Raw genomic sequence first — 23,960 nt, forward strand, 5'->3', positions numbered from 1 at the left:
ACCCTCTTCCCATTTGAAAAGAGGCTGCGCGCGTAAGCGGGCAGCCTCTTGGGTCGACAGTCGAAAACCGTCTTATTGCTTGGCGGCAGCCAGCTGTGCAGCCACTTCTTCAGCGAAGTTGTCGACTGGCTTCTCGATACCTTCGCCTACTTTGAAGTAGGTGAAGGAAACGATTTCAGCGCCACCTTTCTTGGCCAGCTCGCCGACCTTGATTTCAGGGTTCTTGACGAACGCCTGCTCAACCAGGCTGGCTTCGGCCAGGAACTTGTTGATACGGCCCTTGACCATGTTCTCAACGATGTTTTCCGGCTTGCCTTTGATCTTCTCTTCGTTCAACTGCAGAAACACGGCTTTTTCGCGTTCGATAGCTTCAGCGGAGACTTGCGAAGGCAGCAGGAACTCAGGGTTGCTGGCCGCTACGTGCATCGCAATGTCCTTGGCCAGGTCGACGTTACCGCCGTTCAGAGCCACGACCACGCCAATCTTGTTGCCGTGCAGGTAGGAACCGATCACGTCACCCTCGATACGGGCCAGGCGACGGATATTGACGTTCTCGCCCACTTTGGCAACCAGGGCTTCGCGAGCGACTTCTTGAGCGGCGATCAGCGGAGCGGCATCGGTCAGTTTGTCAGCGAAAGCTTTTTCAATGCTGGCAGCAACGAAGTTCTTGAAGTCGTCTTGCAGAGCCAGGAAGTCGGTCTGCGAATTCACTTCCAGGATAACGGCAGACTTACCGTCGTCCTTGATCGCGATAGCGCCCTCGGCAGCAACGTTGCCTGCTTTCTTCGCGGCTTTGATGGCGCCCGATGCGCGCATGTCATCGATGGCTTTTTCGATGTCGCCGCCGGCCTTGGTCAAGGCCTTCTTGCAGTCCATCATGCCTTCGCCGGTACGCTCGCGCAGTTCTTTGACCAACGCTGCAGTAATCTCTGCCATTTCAAAATTCCTCTTGGATAGGTTATCAACCATTCCACCCGATCGAACGGGCGTTCAATTCTTCTCGAACCACCCTTCGTTAGCAGCTACACGTTACAGACATTGCAACGGCGCGCCAGACAAATGGTTTTCAAGGGGGCAAAAAGGGGGCCAGGCCCCCTTTTTGCTTACTGAGCCAACGCCAGGGCGTCGATTACTCAGCGGCGGCAACCGGTGCTTCTTCGGTGAACTCAACGGTACCGCCAGGAACGTTGGTGCGACCGCGGATCACCGCGTCAGCCATCGAACCCATGTACAGCTGGATGGCGCGAATGGCGTCATCGTTGCCTGGGATGATGTAGTCAACACCTTCCGGGCTGCTGTTGGTATCGACAACGCCGATGACCGGGATACCCAGCTTGTTGGCTTCGGTGATCGCGATGCGCTCATGGTCAACGTCGATCACGAACAGTGCGTCTGGCAGACCGCCCATGTCCTTGATACCACCCAGGCTACGATCCAGCTTTTCCAGATCGCGAGTGCGCATCAGCGCCTCTTTCTTGGTCAGCTTGGCGAACGTGCCATCTTCGGCTTGCACTTCAAGGTCACGCAGACGCTTGATGGAAGCACGGATGGTTTTGAAGTTGGTCAGCATGCCGCCCAACCAACGGTGATCGACATACGGCGAACCGCAACGCGCGGCTTCTTCAGCGACGATCTTGCCAGCGGAACGCTTGGTACCGACGAACAGAATCTTGTTTTTACCCTGGGCCAGACGCTCTACGAAAGTCAGCGCTTCGTTGAACATTGGCAGGGTTTTTTCGAGGTTGATGATGTGGATCTTGTTACGCGCGCCGAAAATGTATTTGCCCATTTTCGGGTTCCAGTAACGGGTCTGGTGACCGAAGTGCACACCGGCCTTCAGCATATCGCGCATGTTGACTTGGGACATGATAGTTCCTTAATTAAGTCGGGTTTGGCCTCCACGCATCCCAATGACCAACCCGGCAGCATCAAGCTGAAGGCACCCAGGTCATCGTGTCGACACGTGTGTGGATTTAAGCCTTTCGGGGCATCCCCGCAAAGCGGCGCATGTTATACCACAGGGAGGACAAAAACGAAACCTGGATTCGTATTTCCTATCAAGGACTTTGGTGCGCCCCTTGGTTTTGCACCTGAAGCCCCCATTCTTTATGGAGACAAGCGATATCCGGACCTCATGATTTGCCTCCTCAGTCTGTTAGAATCGCATTTTTCAGGGTTTTGAGAACGCAACACTCCATGACCGGATGTTGCCCTGCTCGACCTTTTCCCGTGTTTATCAGCGCCGACGAGCGCATAGAGAGCCTGTATGACCGTCACCCTCAAAACTCCCGAGGACATCGCAAAAATGCGCGTCGCCGGCAAGCTGGCCGCCGATGTACTGGAAATGATCGGTGAATACGTCAAGCCTGGCGTCACCACCGAGGAACTGGACCGCCTTTGCCACGACTATATCGTCAACGTACAACAGGCCATTCCCGCGCCCCTCAATTACAAGGGTTTCCCTAAGTCGATCTGCACCTCGGTCAACCACGTGGTCTGTCATGGCATCCCCGGCGACAAGCCGCTCAAGGATGGTGACACCGTGAACATCGACGTGACCGTGATCAAGGACGGCTACCACGGCGATACCAGCAAGATGTTCCATGTCGGCAACGTGCCGGTCTGGGCCGAGCGCCTGTCCCAAGTGACCCAGGAATGCATGTACAAAGCGATCGAGATCGTCAAGCCTGGCTGCCGCCTGGGCGATATCGGCGAAATCATCCAGAAACACGCTGAAAAGAATGGCTTCTCGGTGGTTCGCGAATTCTGTGGCCACGGCATCGGCAAAGTCTTCCACGAAGAGCCACAGATTCTGCACTATGGCCGCGCCGGTACCGGCATGGAACTGAAAGCCGGCATGACCTTCACCATCGAGCCGATGATCAACCAGGGCAAGGCCGACACCAAGGTGCTGGGCGACGGCTGGACCGCTATCACCAAGGACCGCAAGCTCTCGGCCCAGTGGGAGCACACCTTGCTGGTCACCGAAACCGGCTACGAGATCTTCACCCTGCGCCGCGATGACACTATCCCCCGCGTCTCAGCCTGATCCACAAAGGTAAACCAATCGATGCCGCAGGTGGACCCCGAACTCTTCGACCGCGGTCAGTTCCAGGCGGAGCTGGCCTTGAAGGCCAGCCCGATAGCGGCATTCAAGAAAGCCATCCGCCAGGCTCGTGAGGTCCTCGACGCACGCTTTCGCAGCGGACGCGATATCCGTCGGCTGATCGAGGATCGCGCCTGGTTCGTCGATAACATCCTGCAAAAAGCCTGGGAGCAATTCGACTGGAACGAAGATGCCGATATCGCCCTGGTGGCAGTCGGCGGCTATGGCCGGGGTGAATTGCACCCCTACTCGGACATTGACTTGCTGATCCTGCTGGACAGCGCCGACCACGAGATTTTTCGCGACTCCATCGAGCGCTTCCTGACCCTGCTCTGGGATATCGGCCTGGAAGTCGGCCAGAGCGTTCGCTCGATCGACGAGTGCGCCCAAGAGGCACGCGCCGACCTGACCATTATCACCAACCTGATGGAAAGTCGCACCATCGCCGGCCCCGAGCACCTGCGCCAGCACATGCTCGCGGTCACCAGCACCGCCCACATGTGGCCGAGCAAGAACTTTTTCCTGGCCAAACACGCCGAGCAGAAGGCCCGCCACCACAAATACAACGACACCGAATACAACCTGGAACCCAACGTCAAGGGCTCGCCCGGCGGTCTGCGGGATATCCAGACGATTCTCTGGGTTGCCCGTCGCCAGTACGGCACCCTGAACCTGCGCGCCCTGGCTGGCGAAGGCTTCCTGGTGGAAAGTGAAAACGCACTGCTGGCCTCCTCCCAGGAGTTTCTCTGGAAGGTCCGCTATGCCCTGCACATGCTCGCCGGGCGCTCCGAGGACCGCCTGCTGTTCGACCATCAACGCAGCATCGCCGGGCTGCTGGGGTTTCAGGGCGACGACGCCAAGCAGGCCGTTGAGAACTTCATGCAGCAGTATTACCGGGTGGTCATGAGCATTGCCCAGCTCAGCGACCTGATCATCCAGCACTTCGAAGAGGTCATCCTCGCCCCGGCAGACCAGGCGGCGCCGCAGCCGCTCAACTCGCGTTTCCAACTGCACGACGGTTATATCGAAGCAAGCAAGCCGAACGTCTTCAAACGCACGCCATTTGCCATGCTGGAAATTTTCGTACTGATGGCTCAGCAACCGGAAATCAAGGGCGTGCGTGCCGACACCATCCGCCTGCTGCGCGAACACCGTCACCTGATCGACGATGACTTTCGCAACGACATCCGCAACACCAGCCTATTCATCGAGTTGTTCAAGTGCAAGATCGGTATCCACCGCAACCTGCGCCGGATGAACCGCTACGGCATCCTCGGGCGTTACCTGCCGGAGTTCGGCGACATCGTCGGGCAGATGCAGCACGACCTGTTCCACATCTATACGGTCGATGCGCACACCCTGAACCTGATCAAGCATCTGCGAAAGCTGCAGTACACCCAGGTTTCCGAGAAATTCCCACTGGCCGCCAAGCTGATGGCCAAGCTGCCCAAGCCCGAACTGGTCTACATGGCCGGGCTCTACCACGACATCGGCAAGGGCCGCCACGGCGACCACTCGGAGCTCGGCGCAATCGACGCCGACGCCTTCTGTAAGCGCCACCAGTTGCCCGCCTGGGACAGCCGCCTGATCGTCTGGCTGGTACAAAACCACCTGGTGATGTCCACCACTGCCCAGCGCAAGGACCTGTCCGATCCACAGGTCATCCATGACTTCGCCCAGACCGTCGGCGACCAGGTGTACCTGGATTACCTGTACGTGCTCACCGTCGCCGATATCAACGCGACCAACCCGAGCCTGTGGAACTCCTGGCGCGCCAGCCTGTTGCGCCAGCTCTACACCGAGACCAAGCGCGCCCTGCGCCGCGGCCTGGAAAACCCGGTAGACCGCGAAGAGCAGATTCGCCAGACCCAAAGCGCCGCCCTGGATATCCTGGTGCGCGCGGGCACCGACCCCGACGATGTCGAGCAACTCTGGTCGCAACTGGGCGATGACTACTTTCTGCGTCACACCGCCGGCGATGTCGCCTGGCACAGCGATGCAATCCTCCAGCAGCCGGCCGATGGCGGACCGTTGGTGTTGATCAAGGAAACCACACAGCGCGAATTCGAAGGCGGCACGCAGATCTTCATCTACGCCCCGGACCAACATGACTTTTTCGCCGTGACCGTGGCCGCCATGGACCAGCTCAACCTGAACATCCATGATGCCCGGGTCATCACCTCCAGCAGCCAGTTCACCCTCGACACCTATATCGTGCTAGACAACGACGGCGGCGCCATCGGCGACAACCCGAAGCGGGTCCGGCAGATCCGCGATGGCCTGACCGAGGCCCTGCGCAATCCCGACGACTACCCCACCATCATCCAACGCCGAGTACCGCGCCAGCTCAAGCACTTCGCCTTCGCCCCGCAGGTAACCATCCATAATGACGCCCAGCGCCCGGTGACTGTACTTGAGCTCAGCGCTCCAGACCGGCCCGGCCTGCTGGCACGGATCGGCAAGATCTTCCTGGAGTTCGACCTGTCGCTGCAGAACGCCAAGATCGCCACCCTCGGCGAACGGGTGGAGGATGTGTTCTTCATTACCGACGCCGACAACCAACCGCTGTCCGACCCGCAACTGTGCAGCCGATTGCAAGACGCTATCGTCGAACAGTTGAGTGTCGACGCCGAACCGCCCCCTGAAACGACGCGCCTGAGTCTCTGACGCACCGACACCTGAATGAAGCGAGCACCGTTACCGATGAACAACGCCCTGAACCAGTTGCAGCCCTACCCGTTCGAGAAGCTGCGCGCCCTGCTCGCCAGCGTGACGCCGAACGCGGACAAGCGGCCGATTGCCCTGTCCATCGGTGAACCGAAACACCGCTCGCCGGCGTTTGTCGCCGAGGCCCTGAGCGCCAACCTGGAGCAGATGGCCGTGTACCCGACGACCCTCGGCGTATCGGCCCTGCGTGAAGCCATCGCCGGCTGGTGCGAGCGGCGTTTCGGCGTGCCGAGCGGCTGGATCGATCCGGCGCGCAATGTCCTGCCGGTCAATGGCACCCGCGAGGCGCTGTTCGCCTTCACCCAGACCGTGGTCAACCGTGACGACGATGCACTGGTGGTCAGCCCCAACCCGTTCTATCAGATCTACGAAGGCGCGGCCTTCCTTGCCGGGGCCAAGCCGCACTACCTGCCGTGCCTGGATGAGAACGGCTTCAACCCAGACTTCGACACCGTATCGACCGAGACCTGGCAGCGTTGCCAGATTCTGTTTCTCTGCTCACCGGGCAACCCGACCGGCGCACTGATTCCAGTAGAGACCCTGAAAAAACTGATTGCCCTGGCTGACGAACACGACTTCGTGATCGCCGCCGACGAGTGCTACAGCGAACTGTACTTCGATGAGCAGACACCACCGCCGGGCCTGCTCAGCGCCTGCGTGGCGCTGGGCCGCAAGGACTTCAAGCGTTGCGTGGTGTTCCACAGCCTGTCCAAACGTTCCAACCTGCCGGGGCTGCGTTCGGGTTTTGTTGCCGGTGACGCCGATATTCTCAAGGCTTTCCTGCTGTATCGCACCTATCACGGTTGCGCGATGCCAGTGCAGACCCAGTTGGCTAGCGTGGCTGCCTGGAACGACGAAGTCCATGTACGCGCTAACCGTGCGCTGTACCGGGAGAAATTCGATGCGGTGCTGGAGATCCTGGCACCCGTGCTGGATGTACAGCGGCCGGATGGCAGCTTCTATCTGTGGCCGAATGTGCAAGGCGACGATGCGGCGTTCTGCCGTGATCTGTTTGCCCAAGAGCATGTAACCGTGGTGCCCGGCTCCTACCTGTCCCGCGAAGTGGCCGGCGTCAATCCGGGGGCCGGGCGCGTGCGCATGGCATTGGTTGCGCCACTCGCCGAATGCGTTGAAGCCGCTGAGCGGATCCGCGCGTTTATCCAACGCCGCAAGTAGTTACAGCCAGGAACGCTCTCAAGTCGCCGGGTCATGGCATAATCTTCAACCTTTCATCCCTCACATCTCCAAAGGGGAGGCAATTGCTGTGACCGCTTCGAGCAAAACGTTGCACCTTTTCGGAATCAAGGCATGCGACACCATGAAAAAGGCCCGTACCTGGCTCCAAGAGCAGGCCGTGCCGTATGAGTTTCACGACTACAAGACCGCCGGCATCGACCGCGAACACCTGACCCGGTGGTGCGACGAGCACGGCTGGCAAGTAGTGCTGAACCGCGCCGGAACCACCTTTCGTAAACTCGACGACGAACATAAAGCCGATCTCGACCAGGCGAAAGCGATCGAGCTGATGCTCGCTCAGCCCTCGATGATCAAGCGCCCGGTGCTCGATCTCGGTAACCGAACGCTGATTGGCTTCAAGCCAGATAGCTACGCGGCGGCCCTCAACTGAGCCAGAGCGCTCAAGGCCCCCACTCATTTTTGCAAGAGGTAACTGCATGTCCACTACTCTGTTCAGCCTGGGCTTCGGCGTTGGTACCCAGAATCGTCAAGGTGCCTGGCTGGAAGTGTTCTACGCCCAACCGCTGATCCAACCGTCCGCCGAACTGGTCGCAGCCATTGCGCCAATATTGGGTTACACCGGCGGCAACCAGGCGATCGGTTTCACCACCGCTCAAGCCTCGCAATTGGCCGAAACGCTCAAAGGGGTCGACGCCGCCCAGGCCGCGCTGCTGACCCGCCTGGCCGAAAGCCATAAGCCGCTAGTGGCCACCCTGTTGGCCGAAGACACCCAACTGAGCTCCACCCCCGAGGCCTACCTTAAGCTGCACCTGCTGTCCCACCGCCTGGTCAAGCCCCACGGCCTGAGCCTGGCCGGCGTGTTTCCGTTGCTGCCGAACGTGGCCTGGACCAGCCAGGGTGCCATCGACCTCTCCGAGCTGGCCGCGCACCAACTGGAAGCCCGCCTGCGTGGCGAGCTGCTGGAGGTATTCTCGGTGGACAAGTTCCCGAAAATGACCGACTACGTGGTGCCGAGCGGCGTGCGTATCGCCGACAGCGCACGGGTTCGCCTGGGCGCCTATATCGGCGAAGGCACGACCGTGATGCACGAAGGCTTCGTCAACTTCAACGCCGGTACCGAAGGCCCGGGCATGATCGAAGGCCGTGTGTCGGCGGGTGTATTCGTTGGCAAGGGCTCGGACCTCGGCGGCGGCTGCTCGACCATGGGCACCCTGTCCGGTGGCGGTAATATCGTGATCAAGGTCGGCGAAGGCTGTCTGATCGGTGCCAACGCCGGTATCGGTATCCCGCTGGGCGACCGCAACACCGTGGAGTCCGGCCTGTACGTGACTGCCGGCACCAAGGTCGCGCTGCTCGACGAGAACAACCAGTTGGTTAAAGTGATCAAGGCCCGCGATCTGGCCGGCCAGCCGGACCTGCTGTTTCGGCGCAATTCGGAAACCGGCGCGGTGGAATGCAAGACCCACAAGTCGGCCATCGAGCTGAACGAAGCCCTGCACGCGCATAACTGAGCAGGATCGCTGTTGTAAGGCCGGCTTGCCGGCGAGGGTGCCCACAAGGCCACCTTCGCCAGCCAGCTCGGCGCCTCCGGGTTTGCGCATCCCCGTCCATGCAACCAGGGCCGAACACTATGTTGATTCCCTCTCCCTGGCGTGCCGACTTTCCGGCCATCGCCGCCCTGCAACGACAGGACCAGATCTATCTGGACAGCGCCGCCACCACGCAAAAACCGCAAGCCCTGCTCGATGCCCTGGCGCATTATTACGCCAATGGCGCGGCCAACGTCCATCGCGCCCAGCACCTGCCCGGCGCCCATGCGACCCAGGCCTTCGAAGACAGCCGGATCAAGGTCGGCCAATGGCTGAACATCGCAGACAGCGGGCAAGTGATCTTCACCCATGGCGCCACCTCGGCGCTGAACCTGCTGGCTTATGGCCTGGAAGCGCTTTTTCAAGCGGGCGATGAGCTGGTTATCAGTGCCTTGGAACACCACGCCAATCTGTTGCCCTGGCAGCAACTGGCACAACGCCGAAGCCTCAAGCTGATCGTCTTGCCCATCGATGCGGCTGGCCTGATCGATGTTGAGGCTGCGTGTGGCCTGATCGGTAAACGCACCCGCCTCCTGGCCGTCAGCCAGCTATCCAATGTGCTCGGCGCCTGGCAACCCTTGCCGGAGCTGCTGGCATGGGCGAAGAACCAGGGCGCCCTGACGGTCGTCGACGGCGCACAGGGGGTGGTACACGGCCGCCACAACGTGCAGGCGCTGGGTAGCGACTTCTACGTGTTCTCCAGCCACAAGCTGTACGGTCCCGAAGGGCTCGGCGTGCTCTATGGTCGCGATGAGGCACTGCATCAGTTGCGTCATTGGCAATTCGGCGGCGAGATGGTCCAGGATGCCGATTACCAACACGCCAGCTTTCGCCCCGCTCCGCTGGGTTTCGAGGCCGGGACACCCGCCATTGCCAGCGTGATCGGGTTGGGGGCGACCCTCGACTACCTCACCGGCCTGGACCAATCCGCCGTCTTCGCCCACGAAGCAGCGCTGCACGCCCACCTGCTGCAAGGCCTGAGAGTGCGCAAGGGCATTCGGCTACTCGGCGAGCCGCAAACGGCATTGGCCAGTTTTGTCGTCGACGGCATGCATCATGCCGATCTTGCCCACCTGCTGACCGAACAGGGCATCGCGGTCCGGGCCGGCCATCACTGTGCGATGCCGTTGATGAAACGCCTCGGCCTGAACGGCGCGATCCGCGTATCGCTGGCGCTGTACAACGACTCCGATGATCTCGAGCGTTTTTTCGAAGCGCTGGATCAGGCAATGGATCTGTTGCGATGAGTTTGCCCAAACAAGCGCAGAGCGCCCTGGAGAGCTTCCAGATGGCAGCGAGCTGGGAGCAACGAGCACGGTTGCTGATGCAATGGGGCGAACGCCTGCCCCCCTTGGCCGATGTCGACAAGATCGAGGCTAACCGGGTACACGGCTGTGAGAGTCAAGTCTGGTTGACCGGCTTATTGCAGGACAACCGCTGGCGGTTTGTGGCCCACGGCGATGCACGGATAATCCGCGGACTGCTGGGGTTGCTGCTGGTACGGGTCAATGGCCTGACCGCTGAAGAGCTGCAAGGGATCGACCTGCCAGACTGGTTCAACCAGTTGGGGCTAGCCCGGCAGTTGTCGCCCTCCCGTAGCAACGGCCTGCACGCCGTGCTGCAGCGGATGCATGAGCTGACCGGCACGCGGGGTTGAACGGACTCCCGTGGCGAGCGGGCCAGCTCACTCGCCACGAGTCCGTCCGCTACTCGGGTTTTATCCGCTCCGATGGCCGTCGCACACCTGCAACGATCTTGTCCACCGCCTTGGTGGCCGCCACCATGCCGAAGGTCGCGGTGACCATCATCACCGCGCCGAATCCTCCGGCACAGTCCAATTTCACACCATCGCCGACAAAACTTTTCTGCAGGCAGATGCTGCCATCGGGCTTCGGATAACGCAGTTGCTCAGCGGAAAACACACAGGGCACGCTGTAATGGCGAGTCACCGTGCGGGAGAAGCCGTAATCGCGACGCAGGGTCGAGCGTACCTTGGACGCCAACGGATCGTTGAAGGTGCGATTCAGGTCGCAGACCTGGATCAGTGTTGGATCGATCTGCCCACCGGCGCCGCCCGTGGTGATGATCTGGATCTTGCGCCGCTTGCACCAGGCAATCAGCGCCGCCTTGGCATTGACGCTGTCGATGCAGTCGATCACGCAATCGATATCCGTCGTGATGTACTCGGCCATGGTGTCGCGGGTGACGAAATCCGTCACCGCCTGTACGCGACATTCCGGGTTGATGCCTTTGAGGCGCTCGGCCATGACCTCGACCTTGGCGCGGCCCACGGTGCTGTCAAGGGCGTGTAGCTGGCGATTGCTGTTGCTGACGCAGACATCGTCCAGGTCGAACAGGGAAATCGCCCCCACGCCACAGCGGGCAATCGCTTCCGCTGCCCAGGAGCCGACCCCGCCCACACCGACGATGGCCACGTGCGCAGCCTTCAACCGCGCCAACCCTTCAATGCCATACAACCGGGCAACGCCGGCAAACCGTGGATCTTCTGCGCTCATGACCAATAACCCGAAAAATCGGCGCGCATTATAGGGCCGTTCGAAGGCCGCAGGCACCTTCAGGCTACGAATGGCTGTCGCTTGAGTAAAAATGACACCATCTTCACCAGAAACAAGCTACAAAGATCCAGGAAAGAACTTAAGCAAGCTGTCATTGCCAAAGCTCAACCATCCACCACTTTGCTGTGCGCTCAGCGAATTGCAGGTGTAGGATGCGCGCCGCGCCGTTCAACGTTCTAGCTTTCGGAATCCGAAATACCTATGTCATCGCGTAAATTTGGACTCAATCTGGTGGTAGTGCTGGCGATCGCCGCGCTGTTCACCGGCTTCTGGGCATTGATCAACCGTCCGGTATCGGCCCCCAACTGGCCTGAACACATTTCCGGCTTCTCCTACTCACCGTTCCAGCAGGGCCAGTTCCCGCAGAAAGACCAGTTTCCGACCGACGATGATATGCGTCGCGACCTGGAAATCATCAGCAAGCTGACCGACAACATCCGTACCTACTCGGTCGACGGCACGCTGCAGGATATTCCCAAACTGGCTGAGGAGTTCGGCCTGCGAGTGACCCTGGGTATCTGGATCAGTCCGGACCAGGAGCGTAACGAACGGGAAATCAGCCGTGCCATCGAACTGGCCAATACCTCGCGCAGCGTGGTTCGCGTGGTGGTGGGTAACGAGGCGATTTTCCGCGAGGAAATTACCGCCAAGGAACTGGGTGTGCTGCTCGACCGCGTGCGTGCAGCTGTCAAAGTGCCGGTCACCACCTCCGAGCAATGGCACATCTGGGAACACAATCCGGAACTGGTCAAGCATGTCGACCTGGTCGCCGCGCATATCCTACCGTACTGGGAATTCATCCCGATGGAGAAGTCCGGCCAGTACGTGCTGGACCGCGCCCGCGAACTCAAGCGCCTGTTCCCGAAGAAGCCCTTGCTGCTGTCGGAAGTCGGCTGGCCGAGCAACGGCCGGATGCGCGGCGGCGCCGATGCCACCCAAGCCGACCAAGCGATCTACCTGCGCACGCTGGTGAACAAACTTAACCGCCAGGGCTTCAACTACTTCGTGATCGAGGCTTTCGACCAGCCCTGGAAAGCCAGCGACGAAGGCTCCGTGGGCGCTTATTGGGGCGTGTACAACGCGGCCCGCCAGCAGAAATTCAACTTCGAAGGCCCGGTAGTCGCCATCCCGCAATGGCGCCTACTGGCTATTGGCTCGGTGGTGCTGGCGATGCTGTCCCTGGCCACGCTCCTGATCGACGGCTCCGCCCTGCGCCAGCGTGGCCGGACTTTCCTGACCTTCATCGCGTTCCTCTGCGGTTCGGTGCTGGTATGGATCGGCTATGACTACAGCCAGCAATACAGTACCTGGTTCAGCCTGACGGTAGGTTTGCTGCTGGCTCTCGGCGCACTGGGGGTATTTATCGTGCTACTGACCGAGGCTCACGAACTGGCTGAGACGGTCTGGACCCGCAAGCGTCGGCGCGAATTCCCACCGGTGGAGGGTGATTCACACTACCGCCCGAAAGTCTCGATCCATGTACCGTGTTACAACGAGCCGCCAGAGATGGTCAAGCAAACCCTCGACGCCCTGGCGGCCCTCGATTATCCGGACTACGAAGTCCTGATCATCGACAATAACACCAAGGATCCGGCGGTCTGGGAGCCGGTGCAGGCCTATTGCGAAACCCTGGGCCCACGCTTTCGCTTCTTCCACGTCGCACCGCTGGCCGGTTTCAAAGGGGGGGCGCTGAACTACCTGATCCCGCATACCGCCAAAGATGCCAAGGTGATCGCGGTGATCGATTCGGACTACTGCGTCGACCGCAACTGGCTCAAACATATGGTGCCGCACTTCGCCGATCCGAAGATCGCCATCGTGCAATCGCCACAGGACTACCGCGACCAGAGCGAAAGCACCTTCAAAAAGCTCTGCTACTCGGAGTACAAGGGTTTCTTCCATATCGGCATGGTCACGCGCAACGACCGGGACGCCATCATCCAACACGGCACCATGACCATGACCCGGCGCTCGGTGCTCGAAGAGCTGGGTTGGGCCGACTGGTGCATCTGCGAAGATGCCGAACTGGGCTTGCGGGTATTCGAGAAAGGCCTGTCGGCAGCCTATCATCACGAAAGCTATGGCAAGGGGCTGATGCCGGATACCTTTATCGACTTCAAGAAACAGCGTTTCCGCTGGGCCTACGGAGCGATCCAGATCATCAAGCGACACACCGCCAGCCTGCTGCGCGGCAAGGACACCGAGCTGACCCGTGGCCAGCGCTACCACTTCCTCGCGGGTTGGTTGCCGTGGGTCGCCGATGGTATGAACATCTTCTTCACCGTCGGTGCTCTGCTTTGGTCGGCGGCGATGATCATCGTGCCGCAGCGGGTCGATCCGCCACTACTGATTTTCGCAATCCCACCGTTGGCGCTGTTCGTGTTCAAGGTCGCCAAAATCCTGTTCCTCTACCGCCGCGCGGTCGGAGTCAACATGAAGGATGCCTTTGCCGCCGCACTCGCCGGCCTGGCGTTGTCGCACACCATTGCCAAGGCCGTGCTGTACGGTTTCTTCACCAGCAGCATTCCGTTCTTCCGCACGCCGAAGAACGCCGACAATCACGGCCTGTGGGTGGCGATCTCGGAAGCTCGGGAAGAGTTGTTTATCATGCTGCTGCTATGGGGGGCGGCACTGGGGATCTTCCTGGTACAAGGCCTGCCAAGCAACGACATACGTTTCTGGGTGACCATGTTGCTGGTGCAGTCGCTGCCGTATCTGGCCGCCCTGGTCATGGCCTTTGTTTCTTCGCGGCCCAAACCAATCGGGGCGCCGGAACAACTGCCTGTAGCGTAGCGCGCTGGCGCGCAAAAGCGTCGCGGCGACGCCAGCGCCCCACAAATGCACTAAACGGCGGCCTCTGGTCGCCGTTTTGCTTTAAGATATCCGCCATTTTCCACGCCTTGGTCGAGCACGGTTCCACGGCCAAACCAACATACCGTGGACTGAGCCTGTCTTTCATGTTTTCGGAGTTTCCCATGACGGCCCACGCCGACCTTTCGCCCACCCTGCAACTTGCCTGTGATCTGATCCGTCGCCCGTCGGTGACCCCCGTCGACGCCGACTGCCAGAAGCTGATGATGCAGCGCCTGGGTGATGCCGGTTTCAAGCTGGAGCCGATGCGAATTGAAGATGTGGATAACTTCTGGGCCAGCCATGGCCGCCACGAAGGTCCAGTGCTGTGCTTCGCCGGTCATACCGACGTGGTCCCGACCGGCCCGCTCCAGGCCTGGCAAAACGATCCCTTCGATGCCGTGATCGACGAACACGGTATGCTCTGCGGACGCGGCGCCGCCGACATGAAGGGCAGCCTGGCGGCGATGCTGGTGGCGGCCGAGCGGTTTGTCGCCGACTACCCGGACCACAAGGGCTCGGTGGCCTTCCTGATCACCAGCGATGAAGAAGGTCCGGCCCATCATGGCACCAAAGCCGTGATCGAACGTCTGGCCGCCCGCCAGGAGCGCCTGGACTGGTGCATCGTCGGCGAGCCATCGAGCACCTCGCTGGTGGGCGACGTGGTCAAGAACGGTCGCCGTGGCTCTCTCGGCGCCAAGCTCAGTGTACGGGGCGTGCAAGGCCACGTGGCCTACCCGCACCTGGCGAAAAACCCAATCCATCTGGCCGCCGCGGCTCTGGCCGAATTGGCCGCCGAGCACTGGGACGAAGGCAATGCGTTTTTCCCGCCAACCAGCTTCCAGATTTCCAACCTCAACTCGGGCACCGGCGCGACCAACGTGATCCCCGGCGAGCTGACCGCGCTGTTCAACTTCCGCTTCTCCACCGAGTCGACCGTCGAGGGCCTGCAGCAGCGGGTCGCGGCGATCCTCGACAAGCACCAACTGGACTGGCACGTGGACTGGGCGCTGTCCGGCCTGCCGTTCCTCACCGAACCAGGCGCACTGCTCGATGCGGTGTCGGCCAGCATCAAGGCGATCACTGGCCGCGAGACCCAGGCCTCCACCAGCGGCGGCACCTCTGATGGACGCTTTATTGCCACCCTCGGCACCCAGGTGGTGGAACTGGGCCCGGTCAACGCGACCATTCATCAGGTCAACGAGCGGGTCCTGGCCAGCGATCTCGATGTACTGACCGAAATCTACTACCAGACTCTGATCAAGTTGCTCGCCTGATGCTCACCTGCCCTCTCTGCGGCGCACCGCTGAGTGCAGTCGACAACGGTGTCGCCTGTCCGGCAGGACACCGTTTCGACCGCGCCCGCCAGGGTTACCTGAACCTGCTGCCGGTGCAGCACAAGAACAGCCGCGAGCCAGGTGACAACCAAGCAATGGTCGAGGCCCGGCGAGACTTCCTCAATGCTGGGCATTACGCCCCGGTGGCCAGGCGCCTGGCCGAGCTGGCCGCCGAACGCAACCCAGGGCGCTGGGTCGATATCGGCTGTGGCGAGGGTTACTACACCGCGCAGCTCGCCGAGGCGCTGCCCGCCGCCGACGGTTATGCCCTGGACATCTCCCGTGAAGCGGTGAAGCGCGCCTGCCGGCGCAATCGGCAATTGACCTGGTTGATCGCCAGCATGGCGCGTATTCCGCTGGCCACCGCCAGTTGCCAGTTTCTTGCCAGCGTCTTCAGCCCCCTGGACTGGCAGGAAGCCAGGCGCCTGCTCAGCCCCGGCGGCGGCCTGATGAAGGTCGGACCGACCAGTGGTCACCTGATGGAGCTGCGCGAACGGCTCTACGAGGAGGTGCGTGAATACACCGACGACAAGCACCTGGCGCTGGTACCGGAAGGCATGACGCTGCAACACAGCGAAGTGTTGGAGTTCAAGCTGAGCCTGACCAGTACCCAGGATCGCGCCAACTTGCTGGCGATGACTCCGCACGGCTGGCGCGCCAGCGCCGAGCGGCGCGCCCTGGTGATCGAACAGGCCGAGCCATTCGAAGTCAGTGTGTCGATGCGCTACGATTACTTCGTTGTGCCCTAACCCTACAACCTGCTTCGCCAGCTCCGGTTGGCGATCGACCGAATCCGCGAATGGATTTTTTCAGTGGCCGCAACGAGGATATCCATGCGCCAGCCCGATATCGAGATTTATCTGAAAGACGCTGACGTCGACCACAAAGCCATTGCCATCTGGCTCGGCGAAGCCCTTGGTCCATGTACCGAATGGAGCCAGAAGGGTCAGACCTGGAAGTGCCAGGCAGGAGGCGTGCCGGTAACCTGGTTGCCCAAGGCCGTGGGCAAGTGGAACAGCCTGTACCTGGAAAGTGATCAGACGCCGTGGGACGACGACATTGCCTGCGCCCGCGCCGCCTTTGCCGCGCTGAACATCGAAGTGCGCTGCGCGCCGGGGAGCTGGGTCGAGGAAGAAGGCGAGGAAAGCGCCGATCGCTGGATCCGCGTCAGCACCGATGGCGAAGAAGAGATCACCTGGCGTACCGTGTAACCGCCGCAAGCCGGGCTTGCATGGATCCTCTGTGGCGAGCGGCCAGCCCTCGCCACAATATCTCCTGTCAGCAACGTCACACGGTATTACAGCCCGACCACGTCCTCAGCCTGCCAGCCCTTGTGGCCTTCCACCAGCGCGTACTCGACCTGCTGCCCATCGGCGAGGGAACGATGACCTTCACCACGAATCGCGCGGTAATGCACAAACACGTCCGTGCCGTCTTCGCGTTGGATGAAGCCGTAGCCCTTGGCATCGTTGAACCACTTCACACTGCCTGTCTCGCGAGTTGCCATGAATCCGTACTCCGTCTTTTTATTATCGAATGAACCCCGCTCGTAGGGTTCTCCAAGCCTGATCGCCAGAGCTTCACGTGACGCGCATGGGTCATACCGCTCATGGCGAACCTGGGAGTATAAGACAGCTCGAAAAACTCTCAATCAATATTACTTCGTCGCCTTTTTGCCGATTTTCGGCAGATACGGCACACTACCAACCCCGAGCGAACACTCGGTCTATTTCTCCTGAAGCAGCCACCTTAAGCAGAAGCCGTATGACCCGCTCCCCGCTCCGCCGTCTTGCGTTTGGCACCTTGCGCCGCCTGCTGTATCTGTGGGTGCGCTCGGAGACGATCAATCAGTCGGCCCTGACGCTCAACCTCGACCGTAGTCGCCCAGTGTTCTACGTTCTGCAATCGCCGTCGCTGAGCGATCTGGCCGTGGTCGACCACGAATGCACCCGGGCCAGCCTGCCACGCCCGGTGCTGCCGGTATCGGTAGGGTCGTTGATGGAGCCGGCGGCATTTTTCTACCTGACCCCGGATCCGGACTGGCTGGGCCGCCAGGACAAGCGCGGCGCACCGCCGACCCTGACCCGCCTGGTCGATGCCTTGAGCCAACACGCCGCCGAAGATACCCTGATCATCCCAGTCAGCGTGTTCTGGGGACAGTCGCCAGACAGCGAATCGAGCCCGTGGAAACTGCTGTTCGCCGATAGCTGGGCAGTCACCGGGCGCCTGCGCCGGCTGCTGAGCATCCTGATTCTCGGGCGCAAGACCCGCGTGCAGTTCTCCGCGCCGATCCACCTGCGCGACCTGGTGGAACACAACAAGGGTTTGGAGCGCACGGTGCGCATGGCCCAGCGCATCCTGCGGGTGCACTTTCGCCACCTCAAGACCGCCGTCATCGGTCCCGACCTGTCCCACCGACGCAATCTGGTCAAAGGCCTGGTCAACGAGCCGTTGGTACGCCAGGCGATCCTCGAACAGGCCCAGCGTGAGAACATCTCCACGCAAAAGGCCAAGGCCCAGGCCCTGCGTTACGGCAACGAGATCGCCTCGGACTACACCTACACCGCGATCCGCTTCCTCGAAGTGGTGCTGAGCTGGTTCTGGAACAAGATCTATGACGGCATCAAGGTCAACCACATCGAAGGCGTACAAGCCGTGGCCCCTGGTCACGAGGTGATCTATGTGCCCTGCCATCGCAGCCACATCGACTATCTGTTGCTGTCCTACCTGCTGTTTCGCAACGGCCTGACCCCGCCGCACATCGCTGCCGGGATCAATCTCAACATGCCGGTGATCGGCAGCCTGCTGCGTCGTGGCGGTGCGTTCTTCATGCGCCGCACGTTCAAGGGCAATCCGCTTTACACCTCGGTGTTCAATGAATACCTGCATACCCTGTTCACCAAGGGTTTTCCGGTGGAGTACTTCGTCGAGGGCGGGCGCTCGCGCACCGGGCGCATGCTACAACCGAAGACCGGGATGCTGGCCATCACCCTGCGCAGCTTCCTGCGCTCCTCGCACACACCGATTGTCTTCGTTCCGGTCTACATCGGCTACGAGCGGGTACTGGAAGGTCGCACCTATCTCGGTGAACTGCGCGGAGCAAGCAAGAAAAAGGAATCGATCTTCGACATCTTCAAAGTCATCGGTGCCCTCAAGCAGCGCTTCGGCCAAGTGGCCGTCAACTTCGGCGAGCCGATCAAGCTCGCCGAATTCCTCGACCAGGAGCAGCCCGACTGGCGTACTCAGGCGCTGGGGCCGCAGTTCAAACCGGCGTGGTTAAATGCAACCACCCACCGCCTCGGCGAGCGTGTGGCCCGGCACCTGAACGAAGCCGCCGCGATCAACCCGGTGAACCTGGTGGCCCTGGCCCTACTGTCCACCAGCCGCCTGGCCCTGGACGACCGCGCCATGGCCAGGGTCCTCGATCTTTACCTGGCCTTGCTGCGCCGTGTGCCCTACTCGCCGCACACCACCCTGCCGCAAGGCGACGGCCAGGCGCTGATCCGGCACGTCAAGGAGATGGACCTGCTCTCCGAGCAAAGCGATGCTCTGGGCAAAATCCTCTACCTGGACGAGCAGAATGCCGTCCTGATGACCTACTATCGCAACAACGTCCTGCATATCTTCGCCCTGCCGGCATTGCTGGCGAGTTTCTTCCAGAGCTCGTCACGCATGAGCCGTGAACTGATCCTGCGCTATACCCGGGCGTTGTACCCGTACCTGCAATCGGAACTGTTCATTCGCTGGTCCCTCGACGAACTCGACGCAGTGATCGATCAGTGGCTCGAAGCCTTTGTCGAACAGGGTCTGCTGCGCTTCGAGAACGAAGTTTACCTGCGCCCGGCACCCAGTTCGCGGCATTTCGTACTGCTGACCCTACTGTCGAAAAGCATTGCCCAGACCCTACAGCGTTTTTACATGGCCATCTCGCTGCTGCTCAACAGCGGCCAGAGCAGCATCAGCGCCGAAGAGCTGGAGGACCTGTGTACGGTCATGGCCCAGCGCCTGTCGATCCTGCATGGGCTCAACGCGCCGGAGTTCTTCGACAAGAGCCTGTTCCGCCACTTTATCCAGACCCTGCTCAACCTCGACGTCCTGCGCCGAGACGAGGCCGGCAAACTGAGTTATCACGAACTGCTCGGCGAGCTGGCGGAAGGCGCCGCCAAGCGCGTGTTACCCGCAGAGATCCGCTTATCGATCCGCCAGGTGGCACTGCACCGTAGCGAAGATGCAGCCGACCAACCGGCCAATCTCGGAGAATAAGCAGACCTCACGTCAGACAATTCAGCAAAGAAACACGGATGTTTCCTTATTGATTTTTACCCACGCACAGTCGTATAGACTGAACCCTGCGTTGCTTTTGACGCGTTCGATAAGGATATCGAGATGACTGCAAAAAATGCCGTGACCGCTATTTTCCACTTCCCGCCGGATTACTCGATCCCAACCATGGCCGAGACCCGGATCATCCTGCGTAACCGCTGTACCGGTACGGTCCTGGGTACTTGGACCGCTGCCCGACTTCCCGCCCAAGCGCCGTGGCGCTTCACTTTCGAACTCCCGCAGGATCTCAGGTACAACTGCAAAATCGAGATCGAGTTCGACCTGAGCGTCGCCGGTGTCTCGCTGCTGGCCGACCTCAAGTACAGCTTCCGCTGGCGTAAAGACAATCAGCAAGAAAATTTTCACCTGAGCCCACCCGGCTATCTCTACCTGAGCGCCGCCCTGGTGCCGTTGATCGGTACGGAAGAAAACACCCTGGCCACCCTGAAACTCGTCGCCCTCACCGAACCCGGCATTCCGCCGTATGTTCTCAGCGAGGAAATCACCTTGCTCAAGGGTTCGATTCCCCGCTACCTGCGTTATGATCCGCTCAAGGTCAAACCCGGCCAGGCCTACGAGACCCAAGGCACCTTCGGCGGCCGTCGCAAATTCACTATGAAACCTATCCCCAGGACCGTGGTGCTGCAGAAGGAAAAACCGCAAAACCTTACCCTGAGCGCCTGAGACTAGCGGCCTGTGTGGTGAGTTCCATGAGTCAATTTCGGCGCCACAGGTCTCTGAGCGGCGTTGTCGTTCCTCGTCATAGCCCGGCTAGACGAGTCACAGCGCCTTGACCATGAACTGCTGGCATCCGAACTTGAGCTAACGCACCCACCGTCCAGGCCAGTAGCCGTCGAGCGCTGACGTTCGGCGGCAAATCCGTTAGATTCTCGTGGGTGCCAGGTTGCTTCTCCGCAACCCTGGCGGACCCGTGTCGTCTGCCCGGTCATTTCTCACCTCTCGAATAAGGAAGCTTTCCATGCGCCGCCCTTCCCTACATCTGCTTGGCCTCTGTGCCGGTTTGCTGATTTGCACCAACGCCCTGGCCCTGTCTCTGGACAGCCTTTCCCAAAGCGAAGCCTCGGGCGGCCTCAAGGATGCCCTGGCCCAGGGTGCCGTGGCGGCTGTGACGACGCTCGGCAAACCGGGCGGCTTCAGCAATAACCCTGAAGTGAAGATCGAACTGCCGGGCAAGCTAGGCAAAGTCGCCAGCAAGATGAAACAGTTCGGCATGGGCGAACAGGTCAAACAGTTGGAAACCGGTATGAACAAGGCCGCGGAGGCAGCCATACCACAGGCCCAGGCGCTGCTGGTGGACGCGGTGAAAAAGATGACCGTAACCGATGCCAAGGGCATTCTCAGCGGTGGCAAGGACTCGGCCACCCAGTACCTGGACAAGAGTAGCCGCGAGCAAATCCGCGCCAAGTTCCTGCCGATCGTCAAACAGGCCACCGACCAGGTCGGCCTGGCCAAGCAGTACAACTCGTTCGCCGGACAAGCCGCGACCCTCGGCGTGCTCGATGCCAAGAGTGCCAACATCGAAAACTACGTGACGGAAAGGGCTCTGGATGGCCTCTTCAAGATGATCGCGCAAAAGGAAGAAGGCATCCGCGCCAACCCGGCGCAAGCGGCGACCAGCTTGGCGAAAAAGGTGTTCGGCGCGCTGTAGGCACTTCCCTCTCACAGAGAGGGAACGACTGCTGCGCAAGGTGCGCCAGAGCGATGGCTGCGGCGAACCCCGGAATGCCGAGAAAGACCAGGCGTATGTGCTCGAGGTGGTGAGGCCAGACCCTGAATCATTCAGGGCCAGCCGCTGACTTCAGGGCTTTAGCGCTTTCTTCGGATAGATATCGTAGCGGCTCGACTTGCCATCCAGGGCATGGCTGGGCTTGAGCCCGGCAACGCACGGCGCTTTGCGCGGGCGCTTGACCACCACTCGGTGAGTGGCCAGCGCCAACGCGGCCTCAAGCAATGCCGGGGCATCAGGATCATCGCCGACCAATGGCCGAAACAGGCGCATTTCCTTCTTCACCAAGGCGGTTTTCTCCCGGTGCGGGAACATCGGATCCAGGTAGATCACTTGTGGCGGCTCACCTTCCCAGTGGCGCATCATTTCGATCGAGTTGCCCTTGAGCAGGCGCATGCGCGCAACAATTGGCGCCACATCGAAATCATTCTGACCACGGAGCAGGCCATCTTCCAACAACGCGCCGATCAGCGGCTGACGTTCGATCAGGCTCATCTCACAACCCAGGCTGGCCAGCACAAACGCATCCTTGCCCAGCCCAGCCGTGGCATCGAGTACCCGCGGACGCACTCCTTGCTGGATCCCGACCGCCTTGGCGATCATCTGGCCGCTGCCACCACCGTACAGGCGACGATGCGCAGCGCCGCCTTCGACGAAATCCACCCGTACCGGGCCCGGCGCATCCGGCCCGAGCTGCTGCAGTTGCAACCCCCACTCGCCCACCTGCAAGGCAAACTCAGCCCCCGGCTCCTGCAGGGGCAGCCCCAGCCGTGCAGCCCATTGCTCGGCCTGAGGCTGAAACTCTACGGCCAAAGCCTCGACCCTGATTCGTATGGCCGCTTGCTGCTCACTCATGAAAAACACGCTCAAAAATTTAATGATCGGCAAACACTGCCGATAACAGAAGTATCCACCATATTGCCAGAGCCGGGCGTCGATCGAGAGCTATGTCAGACTTTCAACGCACATCCATAGGTTATCTATCGCCGGTCGGCGATTACGGCTTGCGAAATTCCCAAGCACTGAGCGGCGTCAGCCATCTGTGGCAGGATTTCTTTGTCCGGGCCATGGCCGAGCAAGTGGGTGATGCGCCCGAGCAAGCCGCTGTCGATCTGCCGGTCGATGGTCCGGTCGAGCCGACCGCAGGGGCGAAAATGCTCGCGCAGATCGTTGACCAGCGGCACTGCGATGTCACCGAAACGCCGATTCGTCCGCCGGAGCCGCTGTTCCTGCCCATCGCCGAGTTTGAACTGGACCTGCTGAAAAAACCCGCACCGCCCTATCCGGACGACGAAATCGTCGCGCAACAGCACCAACAGGATTTCGATAACGGCTGGGTTCGCCCGCTCGTACTCAGTGCCGGTCAGCCGCTGCCCAATCCCGGCGTAGCGCCACGACCGCGCCCGCTGCACTTGCCAATCGCCGAATTCGAACTCGACCTGCTGGAAAAACCACCTGTGCCATTCGACGAGCAGACACTGGCCCGGCAACAGCAAGCAATGGACTACGACCTGCTCTGGGCTCGCCCGCTGGTGGCCCACAACCTGCGCCTGGCGGCCTGAGCCGCCACTCCCTGTCTCAACCCCTGTCTCACGCGTTGAACATCGGCTTGATCCTGCCGAACCGTATCGCCCTCAGAGCAACCCGAGTTGCTCCACAGCGGGCTCTCTGTATAGCTCAGGCAGTGCCGGCAAGCCAGGCAAACGTGCCATCAGGCGCTGATGAAAACGTCGAGCCAGCTCCGGCGCCAGGCGGTTGTCCGAAGTGTGCAGGAAGATATACGGCGTGCGCCCCTCCTCGATCCAGACGGCGACTTTCTCGATCCAGGGCGTGAGAAAGATGTCATTGGCCGCCAGTTCCGGATGGCCGATAAAACGCACCTGAGGGCACTGGGTAAAGGCCGCCGGACGTGGCGGTACCTTGGGTTTTTTCGACTGGGCGTGCACCACCGAAGGTTCGGTCGAAGTACAGCTGAACAGTGCCCGGGGATCGAGGCAGATGCGCTCCACGCCACGGTCGAGCAGAAGGCGATTGAGCATCCGCTCGGCATCGCCTCTGGCGAAGAATTCCGGGTGGCGGACCTCAATGGCCAGCGGTCGCTGCAAATCGTCGATGAAACCGACCAGTTCACTCAGGCGATGGGGGGCGAAACTCGCCGGCAATTGCAACCATAGCGGCGACACGCGCTCCCCCAGCGGTGCAAGCAGTTGCAGGAAGCCCTCGGCTGCCGGCGCTTGCTCACGCAAATCGCCGCCATGACTGATATCGCGGGGGAACTTGGCGGTGAAGCGAAAATGTCCGGGCATGACCTGCGCCCAGCGTTCGACGGTAGCCGGCGCCGGCCGCGCATAGAAGGTGGTGTTGCCCTCAACCGCGTTGAAGACCTGAGAATAGAGATCGAGGAAATCGGTCGGACGGGCGTTTTCCGGGTACAGAAATTCGCGCCAGGCGTTTTCACTCCAGGAAGGGCAACCAAGGTAGTAAGGCAGAACGGGACCGGTCATGACA

21 protein-coding genes are annotated in these 23,960 nt (G+C 60.8%); 15 read left to right on the plus strand and 6 right to left on the minus strand.

The genetic code is table 11. The features are described 5' to 3' along the window. Window positions 1–72: 72 nt before the first annotated feature. Entirely contained in the window at window positions 73–936 is an 864-nt protein-coding gene (gene tsf, locus BMX68_RS00260) for a translation elongation factor Ts (RefSeq protein ID WP_017130858.1), read from the minus strand. 193 nt (window positions 937–1,129) lie between these two features. Next, on the minus strand, window positions 1,130–1,867 hold the full coding sequence (rpsB, locus tag BMX68_RS00265; RefSeq protein WP_017130857.1) for a 30S ribosomal protein S2: 738 nt from the start codon (window positions 1,865–1,867) through the stop codon (window positions 1,130–1,132). A 399-nt stretch (window positions 1,868–2,266) separates the two neighbouring features. Here rpsB and map point away from each other — a divergent pair, with 399 nt between their 5' ends. The 7 genes from map to BMX68_RS00300 all read left to right on the plus strand — a co-directional run bounded on the left by map (window position 2,267) and on the right by BMX68_RS00300 (window position 10,276). After that, entirely contained in the window at window positions 2,267–3,049 is a 783-nt protein-coding gene (map, locus tag BMX68_RS00270; protein WP_017130856.1) for a type I methionyl aminopeptidase, read from the plus strand. A gap of 21 nt (window positions 3,050–3,070) precedes the next feature. Then, window positions 3,071–5,773 carry a [protein-PII] uridylyltransferase gene (locus BMX68_RS00275; protein WP_017130855.1) on the plus strand — a complete coding sequence of 901 codons (2,703 nt, stop codon included), beginning with the start codon at window positions 3,071–3,073 and terminating at the stop codon, window positions 5,771–5,773. Window positions 5,774–5,809: 36 nt separating this feature from the next. Next, complete coding sequence (gene dapC, locus BMX68_RS00280) at window positions 5,810–7,009, plus strand: succinyldiaminopimelate transaminase (RefSeq protein ID WP_017130854.1); 1,200 nt, start codon at window positions 5,810–5,812, stop codon at window positions 7,007–7,009. Window positions 7,010–7,151: 142 nt separating this feature from the next. Next, a complete protein-coding gene (locus BMX68_RS00285) occupies window positions 7,152–7,460 on the plus strand; it encodes an arsenate reductase (protein WP_017130853.1) in 309 nt (102 codons plus the stop codon). 46 nt (window positions 7,461–7,506) lie between these two features. Further along, window positions 7,507–8,541 carry a 2,3,4,5-tetrahydropyridine-2,6-dicarboxylate N-succinyltransferase gene (gene dapD / locus BMX68_RS00290; RefSeq protein WP_017130852.1) on the plus strand — a complete coding sequence of 345 codons (1,035 nt, stop codon included), beginning with the start codon at window positions 7,507–7,509 and terminating at the stop codon, window positions 8,539–8,541. Window positions 8,542–8,660: 119 nt separating this feature from the next. Continuing rightward, a complete protein-coding gene (locus tag BMX68_RS00295; RefSeq protein ID WP_017130851.1) occupies window positions 8,661–9,866 on the plus strand; it encodes an aminotransferase class V-fold PLP-dependent enzyme in 1,206 nt (401 codons plus the stop codon). After that, window positions 9,863–10,276: a SufE family protein gene (locus tag BMX68_RS00300; RefSeq protein WP_017130850.1), complete on the plus strand. Its 414-nt coding sequence runs from the start codon at window positions 9,863–9,865 to the stop codon at window positions 10,274–10,276. Before BMX68_RS00295 ends, BMX68_RS00300 begins: the two co-directional genes overlap by 4 nt. Window positions 10,277–10,325: 49 nt before the next feature. Here the strand turns inward: BMX68_RS00300 and tcdA are convergent, their stop codons facing one another. Further along, complete coding sequence (gene tcdA, locus BMX68_RS00305) at window positions 10,326–11,135, minus strand: tRNA cyclic N6-threonylcarbamoyladenosine(37) synthase TcdA (protein WP_017130849.1); 810 nt, start codon at window positions 11,133–11,135, stop codon at window positions 10,326–10,328. Window positions 11,136–11,396: 261 nt separating this feature from the next. On the opposite strand from tcdA, the gene BMX68_RS00310 reads away from it, so the two are divergent. The 4 genes from BMX68_RS00310 to BMX68_RS00325 all read left to right on the plus strand — a co-directional run bounded on the left by BMX68_RS00310 (window position 11,397) and on the right by BMX68_RS00325 (window position 16,593). Further along, window positions 11,397–13,988, plus strand: a complete 2,592-nt coding sequence (locus BMX68_RS00310) for a glycosyltransferase (RefSeq protein WP_017130848.1) — start codon at window positions 11,397–11,399, stop codon at window positions 13,986–13,988. Between the two features lie 182 nt (window positions 13,989–14,170). Continuing rightward, a complete protein-coding gene (dapE, locus tag BMX68_RS00315) occupies window positions 14,171–15,322 on the plus strand; it encodes a succinyl-diaminopimelate desuccinylase (protein ID WP_017130847.1) in 1,152 nt (383 codons plus the stop codon). Then, the gene (locus BMX68_RS00320) at window positions 15,322–16,131 is read left to right on the plus strand and encodes a putative RNA methyltransferase (protein WP_017130846.1); all 810 of its coding nucleotides are present in this window, start codon (window positions 15,322–15,324) and stop codon (window positions 16,129–16,131) included. Before dapE ends, BMX68_RS00320 begins: the two co-directional genes overlap by 1 nt. Before the next feature lie 84 nt (window positions 16,132–16,215). Continuing rightward, on the plus strand, window positions 16,216–16,593 hold the full coding sequence (locus BMX68_RS00325; protein ID WP_017130845.1) for a hypothetical protein: 378 nt from the start codon (window positions 16,216–16,218) through the stop codon (window positions 16,591–16,593). Window positions 16,594–16,679: 86 nt separating this feature from the next. On the opposite strand, the gene BMX68_RS00330 is transcribed toward BMX68_RS00325, so the two are convergent. Next, on the minus strand, window positions 16,680–16,889 hold the full coding sequence (locus BMX68_RS00330) for a cold-shock protein (RefSeq protein WP_017130844.1): 210 nt from the start codon (window positions 16,887–16,889) through the stop codon (window positions 16,680–16,682). A 257-nt stretch (window positions 16,890–17,146) separates the two neighbouring features. Between BMX68_RS00330 and plsB the strand changes: the two genes are divergently transcribed. From plsB to BMX68_RS00345, 3 genes are all read left to right on the plus strand, one after another. Further along, complete coding sequence (gene plsB, locus BMX68_RS00335) at window positions 17,147–19,645, plus strand: glycerol-3-phosphate 1-O-acyltransferase PlsB (RefSeq protein WP_017130843.1); 2,499 nt, start codon at window positions 17,147–17,149, stop codon at window positions 19,643–19,645. A 123-nt stretch (window positions 19,646–19,768) separates the two neighbouring features. After that, entirely contained in the window at window positions 19,769–20,389 is a 621-nt protein-coding gene (locus BMX68_RS00340) for a hypothetical protein (RefSeq protein WP_017130842.1), read from the plus strand. A 295-nt stretch (window positions 20,390–20,684) separates the two neighbouring features. Further along, window positions 20,685–21,374, plus strand: coding sequence for a DUF4197 domain-containing protein (locus BMX68_RS00345; protein ID WP_017130841.1), 690 nt, complete (start codon window positions 20,685–20,687; stop codon window positions 21,372–21,374). Between the two features lie 150 nt (window positions 21,375–21,524). Here the strand turns inward: BMX68_RS00345 and BMX68_RS00350 are convergent, their stop codons facing one another. Then, window positions 21,525–22,307 carry a class I SAM-dependent methyltransferase gene (locus BMX68_RS00350; RefSeq protein ID WP_017130840.1) on the minus strand — a complete coding sequence of 261 codons (783 nt, stop codon included), beginning with the start codon at window positions 22,305–22,307 and terminating at the stop codon, window positions 21,525–21,527. Window positions 22,308–22,399: 92 nt separating this feature from the next. Here BMX68_RS00350 and BMX68_RS00355 point away from each other — a divergent pair, with 92 nt between their 5' ends. Then, window positions 22,400–23,014, plus strand: coding sequence for a hypothetical protein (locus BMX68_RS00355; protein WP_017130839.1), 615 nt, complete (start codon window positions 22,400–22,402; stop codon window positions 23,012–23,014). Between the two features lie 72 nt (window positions 23,015–23,086). Here the strand turns inward: BMX68_RS00355 and BMX68_RS00360 are convergent, their stop codons facing one another. Further along, window positions 23,087–23,956 carry a DUF72 domain-containing protein gene (locus BMX68_RS00360; protein WP_017130838.1) on the minus strand — a complete coding sequence of 290 codons (870 nt, stop codon included), beginning with the start codon at window positions 23,954–23,956 and terminating at the stop codon, window positions 23,087–23,089. Window positions 23,957–23,960 lie beyond the last annotated feature (4 nt).

The organism is Pseudomonas agarici, assembly GCF_900109755.1.
Classification (GTDB): Bacteria; Pseudomonadota; Gammaproteobacteria; order Pseudomonadales; family Pseudomonadaceae; genus Aquipseudomonas; species Aquipseudomonas agarici.